Source organism: Tatumella sp. JGM118, from assembly GCF_018257515.1.
In the GTDB taxonomy this organism is placed as follows: Bacteria; Pseudomonadota; Gammaproteobacteria; order Enterobacterales; family Enterobacteriaceae; genus Tatumella; species Tatumella terrea.
The window spans coordinates 90,989-115,573 of sequence record NZ_JAERJR010000007.1 but is presented as its reverse complement, the minus strand read 5'-3'; the positions used below and the strand labels follow the sequence as shown (position 1 = coordinate 115,573).

The following is a 24,585-nucleotide window of genomic DNA, read 5'->3' as shown; positions in this document are numbered from 1 at the left end:
CTTTTCAGGACCGACCCTATCCCGGTTCAGTATAACTCTGTGCCGGTCCCTGACAGCTGCCCGTCTCTGAGAGCCTGACTATGAAATGGTTTTACCCGTTACTGGCGATAAGTTTTTCGATCCCTGCCGCATTGGCAGCCAGCCCCGCAGGCTCCGGTGTCCCGGATGAACAGGCACGGGATGCGTTTGTCACCCGGCTCCTGTCACAAATGACACTCAATGAAAAAATTGGTCAGCTCAGACTGATAAGCGTAGGCCCGGATAATCCGAAGTCTGCCATCCGTGACATGATCCGCCAGGGGCAGGTCGGGGCAATTTTTAACACGGTTACCCGACCGGATATCCGTGCGATGCAGGATCAGGTGATGCAGTTGAGCCGGCTGAAAATCCCGTTATTTTTTGCTTATGATGTGGTGCATGGACAGCGAACGATATTTCCTATTCCGCTCGGTCTGGCCGCCAGCTGGGATGTGAATGCGGTAAAAACCGTTGGCCGTATTTCAGCCTACGAGGCGGCGGATGACGGGCTGAACATGACATGGGCACCGATGGTGGATGTCAGCCATGAACCCCGCTGGGGCCGGATGTCGGAAGGATTTGGCGAAGATACCCTGCTGACTGCGCGGATGGGGCAGGCGATGGTGACCGCCATGCAGGGAACCAGCCCCGCCGACCGCTATTCGCTGATGACCACGGTGAAACACTTTGCACTCTATGGGGCCGTCGAGGGCGGACGGGAATATAACTCGGTCGATATGAGCCCTCAGCGTATGTTCCAGGAGTATCTGCCTCCTTATAAAGCGGCTCTGGATGCCGGCAGTGGCGGGGTCATGGTGGCACTGAACTCCATAAACGGGGTTCCCGCCACGGCCGATGGCTGGTTATTAAAAGATATCTTACGTCAGCAGTGGAAATTTAAAGGCATCACCATCAGTGACCATGGTGCCATTAAAGAGCTGATTCAGCACGGCGTCGCCAGTGACCCTGAGGATGCGGTCCGTATTGCTATTACGTCCGGCATTGATATGAGCATGAGCGATCAATATTACAGCCAGTACCTGCCGGGGCTGGTCAAAAGCGGGGCGGTCACCCTGGCGGAGATCGACGATGCTACCCGCCATGTTCTGAATGTGAAATATGATATGGGGCTATTCAGTGACCCTTACCGGCATCTCGGCCCGGCCAAAGATGACCCGGCAGATACCAATGCAGAAAACCGTCTCCATCGTCGTCCGGCCCGCGATGTCGCCGCTGAAACCCTGGTATTGCTGAAAAACCGGCTGGATATCCTGCCGTTGAAAAAGCAGGGCACGATTGCGCTGATCGGACCGCTGGCAGACAGTCAGCGGGATATTATGGGGAGCTGGTCAGCCGCCGGGGTGGCAGGCCAATCGGTGACCTTACGTCAGGGAATGGAAGAAGCTCTGCAGGGGAAAGCGACGTTACTCTATGCTAAAGGCTCAAATATCACGGACAACCCGCAGGTACAAAAATTTCTGAACAGCTATGAACCTGCGGTGACGGTAGATAAGCAATCCCCGCAGCAACTGATAGAGAATGCGGTCGATATGGCGCGTAAAGCCGATGTGGTCGTGGCTGCGGTCGGTGAATCTCAGGGGATGGCCCATGAAGCCTCCAGCCGCAGTGACATCCGTATTCCGCAGGCCCAGCGCCAGTTACTGGATGCCTTAAAAGCCACAGGGAAACCACTGGTGATCGTGCTGATGAATGGCCGGCCTCTGGATATCAGCCATCAGGCCGATCAGGCCGATGCGATTCTGGAGACCTGGTTCAGTGGTACGGAAGGGGGCCATGCCATTGCTGATGTGCTGTTCGGCGATGTGAATCCTTCCGGAAAGTTACCGGTAAGCTTCCCGCGCTCTGTCGGACAATTACCGATATATTATAACCATCTGCCCACCGGCCGACCGTATAACTATCTGCATCCTGATAAATATACTTCACACTATTATGACGCGATCAATGGTCCGCTCTATCCGTTTGGGTATGGCCTGAGCTACACCACTTTTACCGTCTCTCCGGTCACACTTTCAGCACCGGCTTTCAGTGCCGGAGGCAGTCTGCAGGCCAGCGTGACGGTAACCAACACGGGTAAACGGTCCGGAGCGACCGTGGTTCAGATGTACCTGAATGATCCGGTCGCCAGCCTTAGCCGTCCGGTCGAGGAATTAAAAGATTTCCGCAGAATACAGCTCGATGCAGGGCAGTCACAGCGTGTCAGCTTCAGGATTACCACGGACGAGCTTAAGTTTTGGGACCCGCAGATGCACTATGTGGCAGAACCCGGAAAATTTAATCTGATGATAGGACTGGATTCGGTCAGAACGCAGAAAACAGTCTTCACCCTGCGCTAATGTATCGCCGGCCCTGCGCCGGCGGTCTGTTTCCCCTGATGAGACGGCAGGAGAGGTATGATCCGTAACAGAATTGCCCGGCAGGTGTCGCGTCTTAACGGCTTGTCACTGAATGAGTTTGACCTCAGCCAGCCGCCCGGCGATCCGGGATTATTCGGCCCGGGGAGTATGGTCTGGGAAGTTCATGGCGACTTTCCCTCCATGCTCTGTGGCGGGATAGCCGCGCTGCTTCTGCAGATGCAGCATCCGCTGGCACTGGCCGGCGTCCGGGATCATTCGGACTTTCGGACTGATTTGTTCGGGCGCTTGCGCAGGACCAGCCAGTTTATTGCGGTCACCAGTTTTGGTAACCGCCAGGATGCCTGCACTCTGATAGAGAAAGTGAAAAAAATCCATCGGTATGTCACCGGGAAAGACCCCCGGGGGCGGGAATACCGGGCAGATGACCCGGCGTTGCTGACCTGGGTCCATGTCGCCGAAACTTACAGTTTTCTTGCCGCTCACCTGCGCTACAAAAACCCGTTGCTGAGCCGTGAGGAACAAGACCGCTATTACCGGGAAGCGGCACTGACCGGACAGGCGCTGGGAGCCACGCATATTCCGGTGACAGTCACAGAAGTGGAGGAATATCTGCAGGCGATGCGGCCTCAGCTCTGTATTGATGAGCGAACCTGTGAAGTCAGCCGGTTACTTTTTTCGGCCCCGGCACCCTCTGTCGCAGCCCGTCCGGTCATGGATATTATGCTACGTGCCGGAGGCGATCTGCTGCCTGAATGGACATCGGTGCCTGGCAGGCCACCGGCCAGCCGCTTAAGGCGACAGATGACACGCTACAGTATGCAGGGGGTGGCGGCGCTGTTGCGCTGGGCAGTGACCGACGGGGCACGCGCTAAAGCGATACGCAGGGCAGCGTTATCGGCTGAGGGATGATGATTCACTGCATGCTGACAGCAGTGTATAATCATTAAAGATTTTTTAAGGAATTCTTATGTCAGCGATCGAAGTTATTCTTGTCGATAAAAACGATACTCCGACAGGAAAAATGGAAAAACTGGAAGTGCATGAAAAAGGATTATTGCATCGCGCGGTGACCGTCTATGTCTTTAACCGCAAAGGAGAGTTTCTGCTCCAGCGTCGGGCGGCCAGTAAATACCATTGCGGAGGGTTGTGGAGCAATACCTGCTGCGGTCATCCTTTTCCTGGCGAAGGGACGCAGCAGGCGGCAGAACGGCGTTTACGTGAAGAAATGGGGCTGAGCCTCTCTCTGCACCCGGTGTTCGAGATTAGCTACAACATGCCGTTACACAATGGTCTGACGGAACATGAATACGGGCATATTTTTTTCGGTATCACTGACGAGCCGCCGGTACTGAATATTGAAGAGGCTGATGCGTGGCGATACAGCAACGTGAAGGCGCTGCAACGGGAAATGGCCGCCAGTCCTGAGCGCTTTACCCCCTGGTTTATTTATACGTTGTCAGAGGCGATTGCCCATCACCCCACCTTCATGGCTGCGGACCCGCCTTGTGACTCCTGAAGACGGGGCAGGCCCGGAACTTACGGGGGTCAGGACCTGAGAATAATGGTATAGCCTACCAGCATCAGGCCGCCCATGCCCCCGACAGCCAGCAGCAGGAAAAGAAAGGTAATGCCGATTTTTTGCCAGTTCATGTCCGTGCTACTCCGTTAACAGAAAAAGAGACTCCCGGGCCAGGATGATCGGTCTGCACTCTTTACCGTAACGCGGCAGAGGAAGACGCTGACCCGTGAAGTGCTTCAATCTTATAACCACTCTCCTGCCATTCTGCCAGCAGATTTTGCTGTCCCCGGGTGAGTGGATTATCGGTCCATAAAAAGATCTGCATACGGGGTAACAGTTGCGGGTCAGTCAGCTTGAGTGGTTCAGCCAGCACCGTCACCCGCCAGTTTTGTTCTGTTAAACGCCAGCTTTCGAGCCACAGACGGAGGCGGTCACGGTTAGACCAGCCGATAAGCAGGGCATCTTCACCGGCACGTTTACGCGTGGCTGCCAGCGAAAAACTGACATAATCGATCAGAACACCATCCAGTAAACTGCTCATATAGGCGGCCGTATGCTGGTTCAGCATCAGCCTCTGACGGACCGGAAGAAACACCTGGTCTATCAGTACGCCCGCCGGGTTATCTTTCCCGAGAGAATAAATCCACTGACGCAAGCGTGCCGGGTGATTATTCCGCAGTACAGACAGCAGTTCATCCTGACGTAATGCCCACTCACTGCAGGTCTCGGTAGCTTCTCCCTCCAGTAATGCTTTTACTTTGGCGGGCGGTAATCCGCTTTCAATCCAGCGTTTAATTTCCAGTATTTTCTGCCGGTCCGCTTCGCTGTAGAGACGGTGGCCACCGGGCGTCCGGTGCGGCGTAATCAGGCCATAGCGCCGCTGCCAGGCGCGTAAGGTGACCGGGTTAATGGCACAATCTCTTGAAATATCACCGATTGTGTAATACTCAGACTGGGACATATCGTAGTTATCCTGACACAGATCCGGTAACTATTATAATCTAACATGCGCGATGAAAAAAACTATTGCGTCCATCCCCGGCAGAACAATCGCACCGGACGACACAGTGAATTGCGGGCAAATTTACTCTCAGGACTGCCGTCAGGCGCCATACTGTGTAAAAATACAGGCTGATTCTTCTGGCAGATGGTCGTTATGGTTCTGACACCCGCATTAAAATTACAAATCGGTGAATGGTATAAATTGCTACAGACACAGGTCGCCGATTTTATCCCCCGTCTGCCACAACGTCAGATGATTGCTGAAGTGGCAAAAACGCTGGCGGGGGAAGACGATCGTCATCTGGTGATTGAAGCGCCGACCGGTGTCGGTAAGACTCTCTCTTATCTGATCCCGGGGATCGCGGTTGCCCGATCAGCAGAAAAGAAGCTGGTGATCAGTACGGCTAACGTCGCCCTGCAGGATCAGATCTTTGATAAAGATCTGCCGCTGTTAAAAAAGTTTATTCCGGACCTGACGTTTACGGCGGCCTTCGGGCGACGCCGGTATGTCTGTCCGCGCAACCTGGCATTCACCACGGCTGAACCGGACACGCAGGGAGATTTATTCCTCTATCTGGAAGAGTCAGCGGGGACCCGGCCAGCCATTTCCGGTGAACAGCAGCAACGGGAACAGAAGGTCTGTAGCCGGCTGGAAAGCTCCCTGAAATCCGGAGCGTGGGACGGACTCAGAGACCATTGTGATGAACAGATCGATGATTCGTTATGGTTACGGCTGTCGACCGATAAAAACAGTTGTCTGGCTCACCATTGCCAGTGGTATAAAGAGTGCCCGTTCTTCCTGGCCCGCAGGGAAATAGAGCAGGCAGAAGTGGTCGTCGCCAACCATGCCCTGGTGATGGCGGCACTGGAAAGTGATGCGGTTCTGCCCCCGGCGAAAGAGATGTTGCTGGTGGTCGATGAAGGACATCATCTGCCAGAAGTCGCGCGGGATGCACTGGAAATGAGCAGTGATATTTCACCCGCCGGCAGTGCGCTGCAGCTGGATCTGTTTATTAAATTTATCGGTACCCTGCGCAGCTGGTTTACCTTTAAATCGCCGCCGCCGCTGGCAAGCCCCGGAAGACTGGAAGAGCACTGTGGCGGGGTCCGGCAGTTAATGCAGGAAATGGCGGAAGAATTTATGCCGCTATTATCGGAGGTATCGCAGGGGAAGGCAGAACACCGCTTTATTCTGGGGGAATTACCGGAAGAAGCGACCGCACGCTGTCAGCAATTATTTAAACTCTGTGACGGGCTGCGCGGGTTATGTGAATATCTGATCAATGCCCTCGGTGAAATGACCGGCAAACAGGATATAGTCAGGATCCATCGGGGGTTATTACAGCTGAACCGTTTTCAGGGCTGGTTTGAATCGCTGAGTAAATTATGGTGGCTGGCGGGGCTGAACCAGTTGTCCGGGGCACCGGTATCAAAATGGCTGACGGCAGAATGGCTGGAAGAAAAATGTCATCTTTTTTTCCATTGCGCCGGTATCCGGGTCAGTGAGCAACTTGAAAAACTGTTATGGCGTAAAGTCCCCCATGTTATCGTGACCTCTGCAACATTACGCTCACTGAACAGCTTTCGCCGTTTCAGCGAAATGTCCGGTCTGAAAGAGTCGGCCGGGGACCGCTTTGTTACCCTCGACTCTCCGTTTAATCATCTCAGTCAGGGAAAATTAGTGATCCCTGAAATGCAGTATGAGCCGCGACTGGCAGAGGAAGCGTTGCACATCGCTGAAATGGCGCGTTATTTCCGTCAGCAGGTCAAAGAGAAAAAGCATACCGGCAGCCTGGTGCTGTTTTCCAGTGGCCGGGCCATGCAGCAGTTCCTGGCCCATGTGACCGATTTACGGCTGATGCTGCTGGTGCAGGGGGATCAGCCCCGTTCCCGTCTGATCGCACTGCATCGGCAACGGGTCAGCGAAGGTCAGCAAAGTGTGCTGGTCGGGTTGCAGTCTTTTTCTGAAGGACTTGATTTAAAGGGGGAACTGCTGACCCAGGTACATATTCATAAGATAGCGTTTCCGCCCATCGATAGTCCGGTGATCCTGACCGAAGGCGAATGGCTGAAAAGTCAGCAGCGTTATCCGTTCGAAATCCAGAGTCTGCCAGGCGCGTCCTTCACTCTGATACAGCAGGTGGGCAGGCTTATCCGTAGCCATCAATGCTTCGGCGAGGTGGTTATTTATGACCGGCGATTATTGACCAAAGCCTATGGGAGCCGCTTACTGGCAGCCTTACCGGTTTTTGCTATTGAACGACCGGAAATTCCGCCCCCGGAATCGGAGCAGACTGTCAACCGTCGCGGAAAACTCTCCGCGGCACCGCGTAAGAAAGCGGTTACCCGTCGCCCAAAGCGTTAAATTTTACAGACCATGACCTTCAGTGATCACAGGCAGGAAAACAGGATGGATATCACCCGTATAGTTAAAGAAATCGGGCGGGGTAAAAATCACGCCCGCGATCTGGATGAGTCAACCGCCTATCAGCTCTATCAGGCAATGCTGAATGATCAGCTGGATCCGCTGGTCCTGGGTGCCGTATTAATTGCACTGAGGATCAAAGGCGAAAGTGAGGAAGAGATGCGCGGATTTTACCGCGCCTTGCAGGAGAAGTTGCCCCGGCTGAAGCCACCGAAAAACCGGCCGATACCGGTCGTCCTGCCGAGTTATAACGGTGCCCGGCGTCAGGGAAATCTGACACCGCTGCTGGCCTTATTACTCGAAAAAGCCGGTTTTCCGGTGTTTGTGCATGGTATCAGTCACGATCCGACCCGTGTCACCAGCGAAGCCGTTTTTGCTGAGCTGGGTATTTTTCCGGCGGGAAGTCCCGAAGAGGCACAATCATTACTCGACCAGGGCAATATTGCTTTTATGACCATCGACGGCTGGTGTCCGGCCCTGGCCGGTCAGCTGGCACTGCGCTGGCAGCTGGGATTACGTAACAGTGCTCATACACTGGCAAAACTGGCGACACCTTTTGCCCCGGCAGAGGGACTGCGTATTTCTGCCGTCTCGCATCCGGAATATATCGCGAAAGTAGCGACATTTTTTCATCAGTCAGACGCGCCGGCCTTATTACTCAATGGTTGCGAGGGGGAGGTTTATGCTAACCCGCAACGCGGACCGGCACTGTATTCAGTGGATGGCCGCCATCCGCTACCGGAATTGCTGAGTGAACGTCAGCCTGAAGCCAGTGTTTCTCTGCCATTGTCTAAATCGGCCGCAGATACTGCCCGCTGGATCTCGGCAGTGCTGGCCGGGGAGCTCCCTGTCCCGCAACCTCTGCGATTACAGGTGGCCTGCTGTCTGGTGATCAGTGGACAATGTGCCGGTGTGGAGGAAGGGCTGGCCAGGCTCCGGGCCTGCGGATACTGATCCCCCGGAGATTTCCGGTCATGCGATGGCAGTTTTCGCCTGAGCTTACTAAGTCACGCAATAAATGATGAAACGGTATGATTAAAAAAAATAAAAAGACGACGCTGCATCCCCGCAACCGCTATCAGGGAAAATATGATTTACCTCTGTTGTGCGAACTCAACCCGCAGCTGACTCCGTGGCTGACAACGACACCGGCGGGAACAACCTCAGTTAATTTTGCCGAGCCTGAGGCGGTCAAAGCGCTGAATCAGGCGTTGCTGAAGCAGTATTACGACATCAACTGGCAATTGCCGGAAGGTTTTCTCTGCCCGCCGGTGCCCGGAAGAGCAGATTACCTGCATTTTCTGGCAGATTTATTAGCCGCCGATCTGCAGGGCACGCTGCCGGCCAGCGCCGATGTTTTAGATATCGGGTGCGGAGCGAACTGCATTTACCCGCTGATTGGGGCAGCGGAATACGGATGGCGCTTTACCGGTTCGGAAATTAATCCGCAATCATTACGTTCCGCCAACAGTCTCATTGCGGCCAACCCCGGGTTACAGCGCCTTATCCGCCTGCGGCATCAAAAAAATGCGGGCAGGATATTCGGTGGCATTATCCATAAAAACGATTTCTTCCATCTGACCCTCTGTAATCCTCCGTTTCATCGTTCGGCGGAAGAATCGTTGCAGGGGAGCGAGCGTAAACTGAAAAACCTTGGGATAGATAAAGAAAAAGGGCTTAACTTTGCCGGACAGCACCATGAACTGTGGTGTGAGGGCGGAGAGCGGGGCTTTATCGGCAATATGATCCGTGAGAGTCAGCAATTCTCGTCTCAGGTTGTCTGGTTCAGTACGCTGGTCTCAAAGCAGGAAAACATCAAGCCGCTGAGCGGGTTATTACGGGATGCCGGGGTGGAAGATTTGCGGGTTATTGAGATGGGACAGGGGCAGAAGCAGAGCCGTCTGCTGGCATGGAGCTATCTGACCCCTGAAAAGCGGGCGAAGCGCTTACGTCACCGTCCCGCCTGAGGCTTGCGGATATCACTCAGCAAGAGCGATATCCGCGACTGTTACTCAATTATTCGATGTTTGATTCGATAAACCACAGGAATTTATCCAGGTCGCGGGAGGCAGCAGTGAAGATGTCAGCAGTATCTTCATCCGGCACTTCGGTGATGGCTTTACGCACATCATTCGCGACCAGCGCATAACGCTCTGCCAGTGCATGCAGGTGTTCCTGTACGCTATGTGCATTCAGCGGATAGCTTTTCAGTGGGGTTTTATCGGCCACAACCTGTGGCGTGCCCAGAGCGATGCCCCCTAATTGCACAACACGTTCTGCAACAATGTCCTGGTGATCAGTAATGGTGGTACGGAAACCATCCAGCATTTCATGAACGCCAATAAAGTTTGCGCCACGCATATTCCAGTGTGCTTGTTTGGTGATCAGAGACAGATCAATGAGCTCAATCACTACGCGGTTCAGGATGCTGATGGTCGCCAGTTTGTCTTTATCGCTGACATCATTGCGGGTGTAAATCAGATCAGAAGCCTCAGTTTTGACCAGTTTTGCGGTACTCATAATATGATTTCCTCTCTTAGTCGATGTTGCCAGTTCGATATTGAATGTGCGAATAAGTATAGCAACTGCTGATGACTTTGCACGGTGGCGTAACCAATCGCTGTTATCGTTCTGAACAATGGCGAATAAGAGAGGAGAGGGCGGTCGTCAGGATTTCGCCGGTTTGACCCGCACCCGTCGCAGTCGATTCTTCGGCGGTTGCATGGTTAACGTCGACCCCGCAGAGGCGATGATAATGGCAGATAACCCCAGCCATTGTGGCAGGTTCAATGTTTCCCCGAGGAAAATCAGTCCTGACATGGCCGCAACGACCGGCTCAAGACTCATCAGCGTACCAAAGAGTCTGGCGGGCAGGCGGGTCAGGGCCATCATTTCCAGAGAATAGGGGATAGCATTAGAAAGCAGTGCCAGCAGCAGGGCCAGCGGGATGATTTCCCAGTGCCATAAGCCACTGGCCGCAAAGGTCAGCCCCGCCGGGACATAGATAACTGAAGCAATCAGAGACCCCGCCGCCACGGTGGCTGCACCGTGTTCGATACCGGCTTTCCGGCCGAAGACGATATAAATCGCCCAGCAGGCCCCGGCACAAATCGCCAGTAAGGCCCCTAAAGGGTCGATATCTGAAATCCCGTGTTCCAGCGGCAGCAAAAAACCTAACCCGGTGACGGCGATAACTATCCAGAAAAAATCGGTCGGCCGCCGGGAATTAGCCAGCGCAAGGGTCAGTGGCCCCAGAAACTCCAGCGCCACCCCGACCCCTAGCGGGATGGTGCGTAATGCCAGATAAAACAACATATTCATCCCGCCAAGCGCCAGGCCATAAAAGACCAGCGGGCGACGCTGCTCTTTTTTGAAACGCAGACGCCAGGGCTTAAAGATTATCCATAGCATTATCGTCGACAGCCCTAACCGGAGTGCAGCCACCCCTGGCGCACCGGCTATCGGAAACAGATGTTTTGCCAGCGAGGCGGCCCCCTGTAGTGACATCATGGCAATTAATAACAGGGCGATCGGGAAAAGCAGGCTATTATTCTTTTTATTGTCGAGCGGGGACATCGGGAGAAATCCTGTATGAAAATAACGGAAGGTGATACTGCGCGGCAGTTTATCTGAATTAAGGATAAACGCACACTGATGTCTGAATAAAATGCTATGATTTTCGTTTGTTTTTTAAGCGTTTCTGAAGGGTTAGCCTGAAAATCTGTGCGATAAGTTTAGGAATATCCCTAAAGATCTAAAAAAGCACAAAATAATTACGGGGCTGTTACAGCCTCAAAACAGCTTAAAATCATAGGATTATAGATGACTGGTAACTTTCTGTTACACGAAACGATCTGTTAGACAATAAAATCAGGGCAGAGTTTCCCACTATTTTTTGCTATATTTTCGTCGTTGTCAGGAAATAAGAAGTCGTTTCACATTTGAGGTGATTATGAAAAAAATTGCATGTCTTTCAGCACTGGCTTGCGTTCTGGCAGTATCTGCTGGTTCAGCAATGGCACAAAGCACAATTACTGGTGGTTACGCACAGAGCGATTACCAGGGTGTTCTGAACAAAGCTAACGGTTTCAACCTGAAATACCGTTACGAAGATAGCTCTAACCCACTGGGTTGGATCGGATCTTTCACTTACACTGCGAAAAACCGTACTGTAGGTGACGACTACCAGAAAGGCCAGTACTATGGCTTCACCGGTGGTCCTGCTTACCGTCTGAACGACTGGGCTAGCATCTACGGTGTTGTTGGTATCGGCTACGGCAAATACCAGCTGAATGACCAGACTCAATACCATAAACAAGATACCAGCGATGTTGGTGTTGCTTACGGTGCAGGTCTGCAGTTCAACCCAATCGATAACTTCGCCGTTGATGTTGGTTACGAGCAGAGCCGTATCCGTAGCGTTGACGTCGGTACCTGGATTGCAGGCGTAGGTTACAGCTTCTAATCTCGCCCGACACATCCTGTGTACATCAAAAAACGGCCCGACAGGGCCGTTTTTTTTTTAGGCTCAAGCGGTTAACCCCCCGTTGTTCTCTGTCGGCCGCCGTTCCTGCCGCAGAAATACCGTCGTTTTATTTTGTCCCGCGGGAAAATAACCGGTGTCTCTTCCGCACCTTATACATCAGTATGCTCCGGGCCGCATCCGGCCATTGCCTGGCGTCTCTTTTACTCTGTCAGGGACAACACCGTATCCCGGTAGCAGATGATGCAGGCCGGACTATTGTGTCGTTTTAACTGACTCCTGAACCAGGGAACCGTTAGCGGACCCGGTTTTTACGTAAGGACACTGCCTGTTCGACAGCCCGTCCATGGCGCGGGCCGGTTTGACTGAATGACTCTTCATAAGCCGCTGATGAACAGTACAGAACCCCTGCCTGTGACAGGGGGGAGTGAGGGCCGTGGGGGGCGTTATCTCAGAATCAATTAGTCGTGTAAATGGCAGGAAAAAATCACCGCAGGCTTAATCGTTGTCGTGCGGCGGGTCAGACGCTCCAGCAGAAGCTCTGCCAGCATCAACCGCAACCGGAAGGGAGAATGGCGCAGTAAGCATGCAAGCAGAGCCGTTTTACTGAACCCATCGACGCTGGTCTTCAGATGACGCTGACAACCTGTGCAGTGCGTTGTGCATTTCATATATAACCCCCTTGCGGAAACAAACCCGGTGTATCGGGAAGAAGACCGGTATCAGTCAGAACGTATCAATACGTTATTCTTACTGACAGGTATAGCATTGGCTATATGATTTAGCCATGGCTATTCAGGAAAAATTTGAGCTTCTTCTCAGCTGGTTTACAATGTGCAGCAGATTACCGGCATCTATTCAGTGATTGCCTGGGTCATAAAGAGGAAGTTGAATGAATCATCGAGCGAAAAATACGGTTTCCCGGCCGGGGCCTATTAAAGATGTCGAAGAACATGTTGAAGGGTTCCGGCAGGTCAGAGAGGCTCATCGCCGTGAACTGATCGATGATTATGTTGAATTAATCTCAGATCTGATCCATGAATTTGGCGAGGCCCGCCAGGTGGATATGGCTGCCAGACTGGGGGTATCGCAGCCGACGGTTGCCAAGATGCTGAAGAAGCTGGCCAGTACCGGTCTGGTAGAACAGGTGCCTTACCGCGGCGTTTTTCTGACGGCGGAAGGTGAAAGCCTGGCGGAACAAAGCCGGGAGCGTCACCATATTGTAGAAAACTTTTTGCTTTCTCTGGGCATCAGTGCCGAAATAGCACACCGGGATGCCGAAGGTATTGAGCATCATGTCAGTGATGAAACGCTGGAGATATTCAGAGCTTTTTATCAGTCATCGACCCGCAATATCTGAATCAGATATCAGGATCCTGCCTCTGTGAGTCTGCCGGGGCGGGCGGGCAGCCCCGGTTTATTACAGAATGGAGGCCGGGGGGAAACAATGTTTCCCATTATTTTCTTCTGACCGTTTACTGCAGTTGATTATACCTCTCTGATTTACCGATAATTACGCGTTACAGGTTATGTTGTAACCACCGTAAGTCTTCCGCCTTTACCGGGAATATCACTGTCACTGGTGGGGGAATAATTTAATCGTGCAGAATCGTGACTGATAGCGTTAATCCTTCGGTATTGCAAACGATTACCTGCAAAATCAGATTATTCACTGAGAGTGCTAATTATAATCCCGTTTTTTTTATACTGTCATAAGTTGATTAGAAAAGAAGATTTAAGTAATTAAACGCATCCGGAGGTCACGATTATCTTTTCCGGAAGTTTCCTCACGGGGATGGGCTTTCGGAAGTTACTTTGCCATCGGCGGGTGTTCACGGATAAATCATCCCACTGTTAAGTTGTCGTTAATTTTTATTCAAGGTGTAACCGATAATGCTAAATTAAGCATTAATATTATATAATCAGGACCAGGCTATTTATTTTTTTATTTAGATTAGGTAATCTCAGCGACACTGTTAATTGTACCCGGTTAAGCAAGGAAAATATGATGAGTGATGCATTTAAAGTTCTCAACAACATTCGTACTCTGCGCGCTCAGGCACGTGACCTGGCATTGAGTGATCTGGAAGAAGTTCTGGAAAAACTGACTGTCGTAGTTAATGAACGCCGCGAAGAAATTGAAGCTGAACAAGCGATGAATCGTGAGAAAGAAGAAAAACTCACTAAGTACCGTGAAATGCTGCTGGCAGACGGTATCGATCCTAACGAATTAATCGGTGCTGCTGATGTCAGCAAGAAACGTGTGAAACGTGCACCACGTCCGGCGAAATATAAATACACCGATGAAAATGGTGAAACTAAATCCTGGACCGGTCAGGGCCGTACACCTGCAGCTATCAAAAAAGCACTGGACGAAGGCAAAAGCCTGGATGACTTCCTCATCTAATCCGCTTTAAACTCCTTGTTAGTGGGAGAGCCAGTGACGTATTGTTACTGGCTTTTTTGCTTTTAACGAGTAATCTACCAGGCTATATAAATTAGCCGCCCCGGCACCACAGGTAAGGGACCTGTCCAGCGTACAGGTCATACAAGGATGCTTTAATTGCCGGGCTTGCAACAGGTTCCACCACGCTATGCCAGCCATTGTGGCTGCTGGCATATTTTTTTCCTGAGTTTGATTCATTGATAAGGCTATCCCGTGTTAGTAACCAGTAATGTGACGATGCAGTTTGGCAGTAAGCCATTGTTTGAAAATATCTCTGTAAAATTTGGCGGAGGGAATCGTTATGGTTTAATTGGTGCCAACGGCAGCGGTAAGTCGACGTTTATGAAAATCCTTGGGGGCGATTTGCAGCCATCGGCAGGTAACGTCTCTTATGATCCTAATGAGCGGATTGGTAAATTACGCCAGGATCAGTTTGCTTTCGAAGAGTTTACGGTACTCGATACGGTCATTATGGGCCACACCGAACTCTGGGAAGTAAAAAAAGAACGTGACCGCATTTATTCTTTACCTGAGATGAGTGAAGAAGAAGGTTATAAAGTCGCTGATCTTGAAGTGCTGTATGGTGAAATGGATGGTTATACTGCGGAGTCAAGGGCAGGGGAACTGTTATTAGGCGTTGGCATTCCCGTAAGCCAGCATTACGGTTTAATGAGTGAAGTTGCTCCGGGCTGGAAATTGCGTGTGTTATTAGCCCAGGCACTGTTCTCTAACCCGGATATATTGTTGCTCGATGAACCGACCAACAACCTGGATATTGATACTATCCGCTGGCTTGAGCAGGTTCTGAACGAGCGTAACAGCACCATGGTCATTATTTCACACGACCGTCACTTCCTGAATATGGTGTGCACGCATATGGCGGACCTGGATTATGGTGAGTTACGTGTCTATCCCGGAAATTACGACGAGTATATGACCGCGGCGACCCAGGCCCGGGAACGTCTTCTGTCTGATAATGCGAAGAAGAAGGCCCAGCTTGCAGAACTGCAATCATTCGTCAGTCGCTTTAGCGCGAATGCGTCCAAATCCCGTCAGGCAACATCACGTGCTAAACAAATGGATAAAATTAAGCTGGATGAAGTTAAAGCTTCCAGCCGCCAGAATCCATTTATGCGTTTTGAACAAAATAAGAAACTGTTCAGAAATGCACTGACAACAGAAGCATTAACTAAAGGCTTTGATAAAGGCCCGCTGTTCAATAAGCTGAATCTGTTACTTGAAGTGGGTGAGAAAGTGGCCATTATTGGTGCGAATGGTATCGGTAAAACGACACTGCTGAAAACACTGATGGGTGAGCTGACGCCGGATAATGGGAGTATTAAATGGTCTGAAAATGCGCAGATCGGTTATTACGCGCAGGACCATGCCTCTGATTTTGCAAATGACCTGACGGTTTTTGACTGGATGAGCCAGTGGAAACAGGAAGGGGATGATGAGCAGGCGGTACGCAGTATTCTGGGTCGGTTACTTTTCTCTCAGGATGATATTAAAAAGCCTGCGAAAGTATTATCCGGGGGGGAAAAAGGCCGCATGTTATTCGGTAAGCTGATGATGGAAAAACCGAACGTGCTGGTGATGGATGAGCCGACAAACCACCTGGATATGGAGTCTATCGAATCCCTGAATATGGCACTGGAGATGTACGAAGGTACGTTGATTTTTGTCTCTCATGACCGTGAATTCGTCAGCTCGCTGGCAACACGTATTATTGAGCTCAAACCGGAAGGGGTCACAGACTTCTCCGGAACCTACGAAGATTACCTGCGTAGCCAGGGCATTGTGTAAACAGGGCATTTTGTAAACGCCTGTCATGTGAAAACGGTTGTCTGTGTACAGACAACCGTTTTGTTATGCAGGGTCGGTACCGCAAACCTCACAGAGCGGATCCCGCCGGACACTGAACTCCCTGAAGCGGGTTACCATGGCGTCTATCAGTAACAGCTTGCCACGCGGACTTTCCCCGTAGCCGGTCAGGACCTTCAGTGTTTCCATGGCCTGCATCGTTCCTACCATTCCTGCCAGCGGAGCCATTATCCCGGCTTCGACACAGCTAAGCCCCTGATCGCCAAATAAGCGGCTGATACAACGATAACATGGCTCGTCGTCGTGCCAGCGAAACACCGAAAGCTGACCTTCCATACGAATAGCCGCCCCGGAAATCAGCGGGATTTTATGGCGGTAGCAGGTACGGTTCAGGAGTTCACGGGTCGCAACATTATCGCTGCAGTCCACCACCGCATGATGATACTTCACCCGCTCATCCGCATTCTCTTCGGCTAATGGCTGGTCATCTGTAATGAGCCTGACAAAGGGATTCAGCTTTGCCAGGCCGTTAAGCGCAGAGACGGTCTTTGGCATGCCCAGCGTTTCATCATTATGCAGGATCTGTCGTTGCAGATTAGAGACTGAGACAGTATCAAAGTCACACAATGTTATTTCGCCGACCCCCGCGCTGACAAGGTAAGGGGCAACAGCACAGCCTAAACCCCCCAGTCCGACAATCAGTACCCGGGAAGCTTTTAGCTGTTCCTGCCGCTCAAAATCAAAATCTTTCAGTACGATTTGCCGGTTGTAGCGGAGGATTTCTTCATCGCTGAGAGTCACGTCCATTCAGTCGTCCAGCAGGTAATTAAAGGGTTCAATCCGGACGGTTTCCCCTTGCTGAACATCGTTCCGTTCACGTTCCAGCACAATAAAGCAGTTGGCTTTTATAAATGAACTGAACACATGCGATCCCTGATGTCCTGCCGGAACGACCTGTAACCGGCCCTCAGCATCGGCGGAATAATATCCGCGCTGAAAATCCATCCGCCCCGGAGTCTTACGGATAAAGCTCCCGGCAGTTGCCTGCAGTAAGGCTGAGGCTTCTTTGTGGTTAAGGCCCATCAGGGTGTTTAGCATCGGCTGAACCAGTTGACAGAAGGTGACCACGGCGGAGACTGGGTTACCCGGCAGGCCACAGAACCAGCTTTCAGACAGACGGCCAAAAGCGAAAGGCTTGCCCGGTTTCATCGCCAGTTTCCAGAAGGTCACAGATCCTAAGGCCTCAAGCATATCCCGTGTGTAATCGGCTTCACCGACCGACACGCCCCCGGTACTGATGACAACGTCTGCCTGACGGTCCGCTTCTTCAAAGACCTGACGAAGTAATTGCGGATCATCGGCAACGATCCCTAAATCCACTACCTCACAACCCATTTTTTCGAGCATAAGACGAATGGCAAACCGGTTTGTGTCATAAATCTGCCCTTCCTGTAACGATTCACCGACCGGGACCAGCTCATCGCCGGTAGAAAAAATCGCAACACGCAGCCGGCGCAGCACGCTGATTTCTGCAATCCCCAGCGAGGCCAGCAGCGGAAGCGATGACACACCCAGCCGGACGCCCGCATCCAGTACCGGTTGCCCGGCACGGATATCTTCACCGGCGCGGCGAATATTTTGTCCCGCGGCGACATCGGCAGTGATCACGATACCGTCTTCGCGGGTGTCGGTCTGTTCCTGCATCACGACGGCATCGGTGCCCGGTGGCACCGGCGCACCGGTCATGATCCGGATAACGCTGCCCTGTGGCCATTCGCCGGTAAAGGCTTTACCGGCCAGCGCTTTTCCGGCAACGGCAAGCGGGGTGCCAGGTGACCGCAGGTCAGAGAGGCGAACGGCGTAACCATCCATTGCTGAATTATCAAAACCTGGCACCGCAATCGGGGAGATCACCGGTCCGGCAGTAATACGACCTGTGGCATCATTCAGTGCAAGACTGAGTTTGTCCCGAATCGGGGTCAGAGGACGCTGAATGAGTTGTAATGCTTCTTCCGGAGAAATCAGTCCGGAGGTAAAAGGTTCCATAGTGGCTCCTGCCTTAGTGAGTGCTATCAGAGCATCGGGCAGTGCGGGATCACGCACGCCGATCAGTACAGAGTTTAGGGGGAGAATAGCATTTTAAACCTCTGTCGGGACCAAAAATCGTGCCGCTGTTCCCTGTGAACGTTACCGATACTCCGCTGATAACAAGCCTGCCAGCACGCCTGTGCGGTCAGTCACGTGACTTCCGCGCAGAAGGCTCAACATACGTCCGTCTGCAGGGTGAATGTAATATCGCTGCGCCTGCAGGCTGCCGACGATGATGACTCTGGTATCAATGTCCCGGTGATGGAGTGAGTATCGGCGCTCTTCCGGTGGGTAAATTCACGCCTTAAAGCGATAACCTGCTCAGTCCGAAAAAAACTTGTTGTGCATGATCATTCGTCAGCGGGTATCTGAGGTTAAGGAGCCTTCTCCACGCGTACCGGAAGTATTTTCGCTACGGTCATCGCTATTCGGGTCATCAGAGGGGATGGCTTTATTGTCGGCAGACGGGATAAACCGGTGGATACTCTACGGTATTTCTGTATGACTCTGACGGGAGGCCTGATTTCTGCAGCACGGCGGCATGCGACTATGATCTACATTCGCCCGCGTCATCCGTCATACCATTTTTAGTGCCAGGGACTGACAGGGGCACGGTTTCCTGCGGGAAATGTGTGACCCGGAAAGACGGTCAACAGTAAATAATGGTGGTGAAGTATACAACCACGGGGTGCTTATGCTATTGATAGTATCGGGAACGAAATCAGTAGATTAAATTGTCAATCTGCACCGTTCTGCAAGGCGCCTGTTACTGTAAAGACCGGGAGCCTTTACATCCTGGTGAGTGTCTTACCGGTTTAACAACATTGGGGTTCCGGTTGCGAAGGTCAGTTCAGTCACCTGTCTATACGTTATATTTTTGAGCAAACAAGGACGGACTGTTAATGGTACATCAAACACGTCACTTTTCCCGATCCCGTGCGGTAATGGTTGCGCTGCTGCTGGTGGCACCGGCAATGAGCTACGCTGAGCAACCCTCTGATGCCCCGGCGTTAGATGCGAAGGCATGGATCCTGATGGATTATGCCAGCGGAAAGGTTCTCGCTGAATCTCATGCCGATGACCGGCTTGACCCGGCCAGTCTCACCAAAATGATGACCAGTTATGTGGTGGGGCAGGCATTAAAAGACGGTAAAATTAAGTCCACCGACATGGTCTCCATTGGTCAGGATGCCTGGGCAACGGGGAATCCTCAGCTGCGCGGTTCGTCACTGATGTTTCTGAAACCCGGTGATCAGGTGTCTGTCTCTGACCTGAACAGGGGAATTGTTGTTCAGTCAGGAAATGATGCCTGTATCGCGCTGGCGGACTATGTCGCTGGCAGTCAGAGTGCATTTATTGACCTGATGAATAACTATGTCAAACGACTGGGACTACAGAATACCCATTTCTCCACCGTGCACGGACTGGATGAACCGGGTCAGTACAGCACTGCACGCGATATGGCGTTAATCGGTCAGGCACTGATCCGTGATGTGCCGCAGGAGTATGCGTTAAACCAGGAAAAAGAATTTACGTTTAATAAAATCCGCCAGCCTAACCGCAACCGCCTGTTGTGGAGTACCGATCTGCATGTCGATGGGATAAAAACAGGCTATACCTCAGGCGCCGGAAATAACCTCGTTGCCTCGGCGACTGCCGGTGATATGCGACTTATTTCTGTGGTACTGGGCGCGAAAACCGATGCCAGCCGCTTCCGTGAAAGTGAGAAGCTGCTTAACTGGGGCTTCCGTTTCTATGAGACCGTATCTCCGCTGAAATCGGACAAACCTTTTGTGCAGCAACGGGTCTGGTACGGAGATAACCGGATGGTTAATCTGGGGGTAATCAATAACACCGCCGTGACCATTCCCCGCGGACAGATCAACAACCTGAAAGCGTCCTATACGCTTAACTCACCGGTACTGGAAGCTCCGCTAACCCGCGGTCAGGCCGTGGGGACGGTTAATTTTCAGCTGAACGGTAAAACGATTGAGCAGAAACCTCTGGTGGTGATGGACGAGGTCAAAGAGGGCGGCTTTATCAGTAGGATCTGGGACTTTATCAGCCTGCAGATCAACACGTTGTTTAAACGCTGGTTTGGCTAAACTTACCGGCCGGGCGACGGGGTTACCGTCGGCCCGGCCAGGTTATCAGTGACGCACCCAGCCTTTTTTAATTAACGGGCCGAACACAAAACGATAGACATCGCTGGCGAAAGACAGAAAACGGTCGCCATAAATACTCCACCCCAACTGAGATGCCACGCAACCGAGCATCCCGACCAGAAATCCTCCCAGCATATCCAGCGGCCAGTGAACCCCCAGATACACCCGTGACCAGGCGATAGCGATACCGATGGCCAGTAATACGACACCTGACCAGAGTCTGTGCCAGAAGATAAAGGCCAGCGCAAAGGTAAAAATAATGGTGCCGTGATCGCTCGGGTAGGAGCCATCTGCACTGTGACTCAGAAACTGATAGCCCAGGCCGACAACAAAAGGTCGCGGATGAGGATAGAAAAAGGCCACCACGGTCGCTATGGCCAGCGCGTAGATCAGTGCCGTGCCGGTTTTCAGTACCAATACCCGCTGCCGGGAAACCTGGTTGTCCGGGCCCCATAACCACAAGCCGACAATCAGTAGCGGAACAATGGCAATCAGGTCTCTGGCGAAAAACAGTGCCAGTTGAATCAGTGCGTGAGGGGAGTCGGGTGTGGCATTAATCCATAGAAACAGAATGTGATTCAGGTGTTCCATTGTTTTGAGCGATCCTTATGGGCAGTCAGCGCGGGCAATTTGTTACAAATTGACGTAAAGCATACAGTGAAGAGCTTAAGATTTGCTTAACAGGATAAAACAACGTCATAAAAAGTAAATAATCCGGTTCTTATTTCTTGTGTATCTGTGCGTTAACACCTGTAACGCACAAAGCGTTAATGTGGCAGCCGCGGATGATGAAGGGAAAAATAGAGAATAAAAACAGTGGACTACTGTGTTATGGCGGGGTAAGCAAAGGCACCCGTCGTGAGGCAGGGTGCCTGAAGAGCTCGTGGCGGGAAGCGTCAGTTAATCAGTGGCCAGATAAGCACAATCAATGTCCCGGCCAGGGTCAGCAATACGTTTGCGATGGCATACGTCCCGGCATATCCCAGTGCGGGAATGCTGCTGCGTGCGGTATCAGAAATGATTTCCATCGCCGGTGCACAGGTTCTAGCCCCCATTAATGCCCCGAACAACATGGCTCTGTTCATCCGCAAAAGATACGCCCCCACCAGGTAGGTGATCACCACCGGAATAAGACTGACCAGCAGACCGCAGGCCAGCATTTCAAGCCCGTCTCTGCCTAACCCCTGATTAATTCCGCTACCGGCACTCAGCCCGACGCCGGCCATAAATACCATCAGCCCGAACTCTTTCACCATCGTCAGGGCGCCCTGCGGGATGTAACCGAAAGTCGGGTGGTTAGCCCGTAAAAAGCCCAGCAGAATGCCTGCAAACAGTAATCCGGCGGCATTACCGATGCTGACATTAAAATTACTGAACTGGAAAGTAATCATCCCTATCATCAGCCCGACAATAAAGAAGGCACAGAAGGCCAGTAAATCGGTCACCTGGCTATGGATCGCGATAAAGCCAATCCGATCGGCAATACTTTTTACCCGTTTGGCCTCACCGCTCACCTGCAGGATATCGCCTTTGTTCAGCAGGATTTCATCATCTATCGGCATTTCTATCTGGTTACGGATCACGCGGTTCAGAAAGCAGCCATGATCTGTCAGTCTTAATTTACCCAGTCTTTTATTCACGGCATTGTGATTTTTCACCACAATTTCTTCGGTCACGATACGCATATCGAGGAGATCGCGATCGAACACTTCCTTGCCGTGGCGGAAGCTGGGATCCAGCCTGGCGTGTGCATCCGGATATCCCACCAGAGAGATATCGTCACCTTGTTGCAGTACTGCATCCCCGTCGGGATTAGCCAGAATACCATTGCGACGGATCCGCTCTATATAGCATCCGGTATGACGGTAAATCCCCAGTTCCCGGAGGTTCTTACCGCCGGTCCATTCGACCAGTTCCTGGCCCACACGATAAGCCCGGATCACCGGTAAAAAGACTTTACGCTGGCTGTCTGCATCCAGTCCCCGTTCACGGGCAATCTGTTGCGCGCTGGTAGGTAAATCCTGGTGCTGTAGTCGCGGCAGGTAGCGGGCACCGAGAATAAGACTAACCAGTCCCACCAGGTAGGTCAGGGCATATCCCAGGCTCAGATGATCCTGCATCAAATTCAGCTTACTGCCCTCTGTAACACTTTGGCGTAGCGTGTCACCAGCGCCGACCAGAACCGGAGTGGAGGTCATTGAGCCTGCGAGCATACCTGCCGTCAGTCCGATATCCCAGTGGAATAACCGGCCAAGGCCGAGTGCCAGCACCAGTGCAGTAACCACCATCACCAGTGCCAGCATAAAGTAGTTCTTACCGTCACGGAAAAAGATAGAAAAGAAGTTAGGCCCGGCTTCCACGCCGACACAGAAGATGAACAGCATAAACCCGAGGCTCAGTGCATCGGTATTAATAGAAAAGTGTTGTTGTCCGAGCAGTAAAGACATGACCAGTACCCCGATAGAACTGCCTATCTGGATACTCCCGAGGCGGAGTTTACCCAGGCATAGCCCGAGAGAAAGGACGACAAATAATAACAAAACGTCATTGGAGCTCAGGAGGTTGGCGACGTTAATATTCACAAATTGGCTTCTTATCCGCAAAGGAACGAGATGAGTAAATACCTCTGAACGCTGGCGCTCAGCGGCAGATATAAAGTCAGCATTCTAAACGCATTTTCGGCAACAGACTATGACGGGAACATGAAAAAACCGCGGGAAGGATAACGCGCCCGGGAAGCGGCGCGCATATTGCAGAGAGATTACTGAAACAGACCCAGGTGCTCTTTGGCATAGGCTTCAAATTCGGTAAAACCACCGACATGTTGCTGATCAAGGAAAATCTGCGGTACGGTTTCTACCGGTTTACCGACGGTTTTTTCCAGGTCAGCTTTGGTGATCCCTTCCGCATGGATATCGATGTAGCGGTAGCTGAAGTCTTCGCGATCTTCGGTTAACTTTTCGGCAAGGTCTTTAGCGCGAACACAATAAGGGCAACCCGGACGACCAAAAATAACTGCAAACATGGCACTCTCCTGAGTGATTTAGAGAAAAACAGATAACAAGCCACTATGATGCCTGTCTTCAGTATGAAAGGAAAACAGGAAATCCCTGTTGCTTTGAATGTTACTATCAATCGACAACGACTGGCGATGCCGGGCGCACAACCGGTTAACAGGAATATAAAGAGATGTCTGATACTACACGCCTGCCGCGATACCTGATTATTGCCGAACTTGCCGGAGGTGTTCTGGTGCTGCTGTCGATAGTGCTGATTAACAGCCACGGCCGCCTGACCGGGGGAGAGGACAGCCACATGCTGGCAAAAATCAGCCTGACAGCCGGTATCCTGCTGATCCTGCCGGCAGTGATCACACTGGGTTACCGTACGCTCCGGGCGATACTGGCGAGTTCACCGGCAAAGAAATAATACCCCTCTAACTGCAACAGAAAGGAGATACTTATGACCCCGACGATCGACCTGTTACGCCGGCATCGTTCAATCAGGGCGTTTACTGACCGTCAGATCAGTGATGAAGAGCGTCATGCGATCTTTTCGGCAGCTCAGTCTGCCTCCACCTCCAGTTTTTTACAGTGTTCATCTATCATCCGGGTGACGGATCCGCAAAAGCGAAATCGTTTGTCCGAACTGGCGGGGCCTCAACCCTGGGTGAGTGAGGCGGCGGAGTTTTGGGTCTTTTGTGCTGACTTTAACCGCCACCAGCAGATCTGTCCTGAGGCCGGGCTGGGGCTTGCGGAGCAGTTATTGTTGGGTTGTGTTGATACGGCGCTGATGGCGCAGAATGCGATGGTGGCTGCGGAGTCACTGGGGTTGGGCGGTGTCTTTATCGGCGGTTTGCGCAATCATCCTCATGAAGTGACCGATCTGCTCTCATTACCGCGTTTTGTGCTGCCTCTGTTCGGGCTGTGCCTGGGCTGGCCGGATGCCGACCCGGAGGTGAAGCCCCGGTTGCCGCTGAGCCTGCTGGTGCACGAAAACAGTTATCAGCCGATGGATAGTCAGGTGCTGGCCGGCTATGACCAGCACATTCAGGAATACTATCAGCAGCGGGGCAGTAATAGCCGCCAGGAAAGCTGGAGTGAGATGATCCAGCGTATGATTGTCAAAGAGAACCGGCCGTTTATGCTGGACTTCCTGCATCAGCAAGGCTGGGCGACACGTTAACGTGTGATTCAGCTCCGCTACGCAAGGACACCCCTGCGCCACGGAATATTTT

The 24,585-nt window shown here is 52.1% G+C and carries 24 protein-coding genes; 13 read left to right on the top strand and 11 right to left on the bottom strand.

What is annotated here, in order from left to right; genetic code table 11:
* The first annotated feature begins 80 nt into the window (after positions 1–80).
* Genes bglX through idi form a run of 3 tightly spaced genes read left to right on the top strand, consistent with a single transcriptional unit; the run spans position 81 to position 3,912 of the window.
* Positions 81–2,375 (top strand): beta-glucosidase BglX, encoded by a 2,295-nt coding sequence (bglX, locus tag JK223_RS09275; RefSeq protein ID WP_212713899.1) that lies wholly within the window; start codon positions 81–83, stop codon positions 2,373–2,375.
* Between the two features lie 57 nt (positions 2,376–2,432).
* The gene (locus JK223_RS09270; protein WP_212713898.1) at positions 2,433–3,305 is read left to right on the top strand and encodes an oxygenase MpaB family protein; all 873 of its coding nucleotides are present in this window, start codon (positions 2,433–2,435) and stop codon (positions 3,303–3,305) included.
* 58 nt (positions 3,306–3,363) lie between these two features.
* Positions 3,364–3,912 (top strand): isopentenyl-diphosphate Delta-isomerase, encoded by a 549-nt coding sequence (gene idi, locus JK223_RS09265; RefSeq protein ID WP_212713897.1) that lies wholly within the window; start codon positions 3,364–3,366, stop codon positions 3,910–3,912.
* A gap of 29 nt (positions 3,913–3,941) precedes the next feature.
* On the opposite strand, the gene JK223_RS09260 is transcribed toward idi, so the two are convergent.
* Both JK223_RS09260 and JK223_RS09255 read right to left on the bottom strand, forming a co-directional pair.
* Entirely contained in the window at positions 3,942–4,046 is a 105-nt protein-coding gene (locus JK223_RS09260; protein WP_025902904.1) for a protein YohO, read from the bottom strand.
* Between the two features lie 62 nt (positions 4,047–4,108).
* Complete coding sequence (locus tag JK223_RS09255; protein WP_212713896.1) at positions 4,109–4,876, bottom strand: MerR family transcriptional regulator; 768 nt, start codon at positions 4,874–4,876, stop codon at positions 4,109–4,111.
* 195 nt (positions 4,877–5,071) lie between these two features.
* Between JK223_RS09255 and dinG the strand changes: the two genes are divergently transcribed.
* The 3 genes from dinG to rlmF all read left to right on the top strand — a co-directional run bounded on the left by dinG (position 5,072) and on the right by rlmF (position 9,309).
* Positions 5,072–7,282, top strand: coding sequence for an ATP-dependent DNA helicase DinG (gene dinG, locus JK223_RS09250; RefSeq protein WP_212713895.1), 2,211 nt, complete (start codon positions 5,072–5,074; stop codon positions 7,280–7,282).
* 45 nt (positions 7,283–7,327) lie between these two features.
* Positions 7,328–8,296, top strand: a complete 969-nt coding sequence (gene ybiB / locus JK223_RS09245; RefSeq protein ID WP_212713894.1) for a DNA-binding protein YbiB — start codon at positions 7,328–7,330, stop codon at positions 8,294–8,296.
* 77 nt (positions 8,297–8,373) lie between these two features.
* Complete coding sequence (rlmF, locus tag JK223_RS09240; RefSeq protein ID WP_212713893.1) at positions 8,374–9,309, top strand: 23S rRNA (adenine(1618)-N(6))-methyltransferase RlmF; 936 nt, start codon at positions 8,374–8,376, stop codon at positions 9,307–9,309.
* Positions 9,310–9,358: 49 nt separating this feature from the next.
* Here rlmF and dps read toward each other — a convergent pair whose 3' ends face one another.
* Both dps and rhtA read right to left on the bottom strand, forming a co-directional pair.
* Positions 9,359–9,862, bottom strand: coding sequence for a DNA starvation/stationary phase protection protein Dps (gene dps / locus JK223_RS09235; RefSeq protein ID WP_212713892.1), 504 nt, complete (start codon positions 9,860–9,862; stop codon positions 9,359–9,361).
* Positions 9,863–10,009: 147 nt separating this feature from the next.
* Positions 10,010–10,918, bottom strand: coding sequence for a threonine/homoserine exporter RhtA (rhtA, locus tag JK223_RS09230; RefSeq protein WP_212713891.1), 909 nt, complete (start codon positions 10,916–10,918; stop codon positions 10,010–10,012).
* A 376-nt stretch (positions 10,919–11,294) separates the two neighbouring features.
* Between rhtA and ompX the strand changes: the two genes are divergently transcribed.
* Positions 11,295–11,807, top strand: coding sequence for an outer membrane protein OmpX (gene ompX / locus JK223_RS09225; RefSeq protein WP_212713890.1), 513 nt, complete (start codon positions 11,295–11,297; stop codon positions 11,805–11,807).
* A 479-nt stretch (positions 11,808–12,286) separates the two neighbouring features.
* On the opposite strand, the gene JK223_RS09220 is transcribed toward ompX, so the two are convergent.
* On the bottom strand, positions 12,287–12,496 hold the full coding sequence (locus JK223_RS09220) for a hypothetical protein (RefSeq protein WP_212713889.1): 210 nt from the start codon (positions 12,494–12,496) through the stop codon (positions 12,287–12,289).
* A 221-nt stretch (positions 12,497–12,717) separates the two neighbouring features.
* On the opposite strand from JK223_RS09220, the gene mntR reads away from it, so the two are divergent.
* Both mntR and JK223_RS09210 read left to right on the top strand, forming a co-directional pair.
* A complete protein-coding gene (mntR, locus tag JK223_RS09215; RefSeq protein ID WP_212713888.1) occupies positions 12,718–13,185 on the top strand; it encodes a manganese-binding transcriptional regulator MntR in 468 nt (155 codons plus the stop codon).
* Between the two features lie 648 nt (positions 13,186–13,833).
* Complete coding sequence (locus tag JK223_RS09210; RefSeq protein WP_212713887.1) at positions 13,834–14,232, top strand: H-NS family nucleoid-associated regulatory protein; 399 nt, start codon at positions 13,834–13,836, stop codon at positions 14,230–14,232.
* A gap of 18 nt (positions 14,233–14,250) precedes the next feature.
* On the opposite strand, the gene JK223_RS09205 is transcribed toward JK223_RS09210, so the two are convergent.
* Positions 14,251–14,445 (bottom strand): hypothetical protein, encoded by a 195-nt coding sequence (locus JK223_RS09205; RefSeq protein ID WP_212713886.1) that lies wholly within the window; start codon positions 14,443–14,445, stop codon positions 14,251–14,253.
* A gap of 39 nt (positions 14,446–14,484) precedes the next feature.
* Here JK223_RS09205 and JK223_RS09200 point away from each other — a divergent pair, with 39 nt between their 5' ends.
* Entirely contained in the window at positions 14,485–16,077 is a 1,593-nt protein-coding gene (locus JK223_RS09200) for an ABC-F family ATPase (protein WP_212713885.1), read from the top strand.
* A 63-nt stretch (positions 16,078–16,140) separates the two neighbouring features.
* Here the strand turns inward: JK223_RS09200 and JK223_RS09195 are convergent, their stop codons facing one another.
* Entirely contained in the window at positions 16,141–16,902 is a 762-nt protein-coding gene (locus JK223_RS09195; protein ID WP_212713884.1) for a molybdopterin-synthase adenylyltransferase MoeB, read from the bottom strand.
* Positions 16,903–18,141, bottom strand: coding sequence for a molybdopterin molybdotransferase MoeA (moeA, locus tag JK223_RS09190; RefSeq protein WP_212713883.1), 1,239 nt, complete (start codon positions 18,139–18,141; stop codon positions 16,903–16,905).
* A gap of 944 nt (positions 18,142–19,085) precedes the next feature.
* On the opposite strand from moeA, the gene JK223_RS09185 reads away from it, so the two are divergent.
* Complete coding sequence (locus tag JK223_RS09185; protein WP_212713882.1) at positions 19,086–20,288, top strand: serine hydrolase; 1,203 nt, start codon at positions 19,086–19,088, stop codon at positions 20,286–20,288.
* A gap of 45 nt (positions 20,289–20,333) precedes the next feature.
* Here JK223_RS09185 and ybjG read toward each other — a convergent pair whose 3' ends face one another.
* From ybjG to JK223_RS09170, 3 genes are all read right to left on the bottom strand, one after another.
* Positions 20,334–20,939: an undecaprenyl-diphosphate phosphatase gene (ybjG, locus tag JK223_RS09180; RefSeq protein WP_212713881.1), complete on the bottom strand. Its 606-nt coding sequence runs from the start codon at positions 20,937–20,939 to the stop codon at positions 20,334–20,336.
* 305 nt (positions 20,940–21,244) lie between these two features.
* Complete coding sequence (locus tag JK223_RS09175) at positions 21,245–22,930, bottom strand: aspartate:alanine antiporter (protein WP_212713880.1); 1,686 nt, start codon at positions 22,928–22,930, stop codon at positions 21,245–21,247.
* A gap of 179 nt (positions 22,931–23,109) precedes the next feature.
* Entirely contained in the window at positions 23,110–23,373 is a 264-nt protein-coding gene (locus JK223_RS09170) for a GrxA family glutaredoxin (protein WP_025902886.1), read from the bottom strand.
* A gap of 164 nt (positions 23,374–23,537) precedes the next feature.
* On the opposite strand from JK223_RS09170, the gene JK223_RS09165 reads away from it, so the two are divergent.
* Together JK223_RS09165 and nfsA are read left to right on the top strand one after the other, a co-directional pair.
* Entirely contained in the window at positions 23,538–23,777 is a 240-nt protein-coding gene (locus JK223_RS09165; RefSeq protein ID WP_212713879.1) for a DUF1418 family protein, read from the top strand.
* A gap of 33 nt (positions 23,778–23,810) precedes the next feature.
* Complete coding sequence (nfsA, locus tag JK223_RS09160) at positions 23,811–24,533, top strand: oxygen-insensitive NADPH nitroreductase (RefSeq protein ID WP_212713878.1); 723 nt, start codon at positions 23,811–23,813, stop codon at positions 24,531–24,533.
* Positions 24,534–24,585 lie beyond the last annotated feature (52 nt).

Excerpts from the sequence above, each read along its gene's own strand:
- JK223_RS09270 (WP_212713898.1), top strand. The coding sequence starts at position 2,433 with ATGATCCGTAACAGAATTGCCCGGCAGGTGTCGCGTCTTAACGGCTTG.
- ybjG (WP_212713881.1), bottom strand. The coding sequence starts at position 20,939 with ATGGAACACCTGAATCACATTCTGTTTCTATGGATTAATGCCACACCC.
- dps (WP_212713892.1), bottom strand. The coding sequence starts at position 9,862 with ATGAGTACCGCAAAACTGGTCAAAACTGAGGCTTCTGATCTGATTTAC.
- JK223_RS09260 (WP_025902904.1), bottom strand. The coding sequence starts at position 4,046 with ATGAACTGGCAAAAAATCGGCATTACCTTTCTTTTCCTGCTGCTGGCT.
- rlmF (WP_212713893.1), top strand. The coding sequence starts at position 8,374 with ATGATTAAAAAAAATAAAAAGACGACGCTGCATCCCCGCAACCGCTAT.
- JK223_RS09170 (WP_025902886.1), bottom strand. The coding sequence starts at position 23,373 with ATGTTTGCAGTTATTTTTGGTCGTCCGGGTTGCCCTTATTGTGTTCGC.
- nfsA (WP_212713878.1), top strand. The coding sequence starts at position 23,811 with ATGACCCCGACGATCGACCTGTTACGCCGGCATCGTTCAATCAGGGCG.
- JK223_RS09205 (WP_212713886.1), bottom strand. The coding sequence starts at position 14,445 with ATGCCAGCAGCCACAATGGCTGGCATAGCGTGGTGGAACCTGTTGCAA.
- bglX (WP_212713899.1), top strand. The coding sequence starts at position 81 with ATGAAATGGTTTTACCCGTTACTGGCGATAAGTTTTTCGATCCCTGCC.
- JK223_RS09185 (WP_212713882.1), top strand. The coding sequence starts at position 19,086 with ATGGTACATCAAACACGTCACTTTTCCCGATCCCGTGCGGTAATGGTT.
- ompX (WP_212713890.1), top strand. The coding sequence starts at position 11,295 with ATGAAAAAAATTGCATGTCTTTCAGCACTGGCTTGCGTTCTGGCAGTA.
- mntR (WP_212713888.1), top strand. The coding sequence starts at position 12,718 with ATGAATCATCGAGCGAAAAATACGGTTTCCCGGCCGGGGCCTATTAAA.
- JK223_RS09210 (WP_212713887.1), top strand. The coding sequence starts at position 13,834 with ATGAGTGATGCATTTAAAGTTCTCAACAACATTCGTACTCTGCGCGCT.
- ybiB (WP_212713894.1), top strand. The coding sequence starts at position 7,328 with ATGGATATCACCCGTATAGTTAAAGAAATCGGGCGGGGTAAAAATCAC.
- JK223_RS09220 (WP_212713889.1), bottom strand. The coding sequence starts at position 12,496 with ATGAAATGCACAACGCACTGCACAGGTTGTCAGCGTCATCTGAAGACC.
- JK223_RS09195 (WP_212713884.1), bottom strand. The coding sequence starts at position 16,902 with ATGGACGTGACTCTCAGCGATGAAGAAATCCTCCGCTACAACCGGCAA.
- dinG (WP_212713895.1), top strand. The coding sequence starts at position 5,072 with ATGGTTCTGACACCCGCATTAAAATTACAAATCGGTGAATGGTATAAA.
- JK223_RS09255 (WP_212713896.1), bottom strand. The coding sequence starts at position 4,876 with ATGTCCCAGTCTGAGTATTACACAATCGGTGATATTTCAAGAGATTGT.
- idi (WP_212713897.1), top strand. The coding sequence starts at position 3,364 with ATGTCAGCGATCGAAGTTATTCTTGTCGATAAAAACGATACTCCGACA.
- moeA (WP_212713883.1), bottom strand. The coding sequence starts at position 18,141 with ATGGAACCTTTTACCTCCGGACTGATTTCTCCGGAAGAAGCATTACAA.
- JK223_RS09165 (WP_212713879.1), top strand. The coding sequence starts at position 23,538 with ATGTCTGATACTACACGCCTGCCGCGATACCTGATTATTGCCGAACTT.
- rhtA (WP_212713891.1), bottom strand. The coding sequence starts at position 10,918 with ATGTCCCCGCTCGACAATAAAAAGAATAATAGCCTGCTTTTCCCGATC.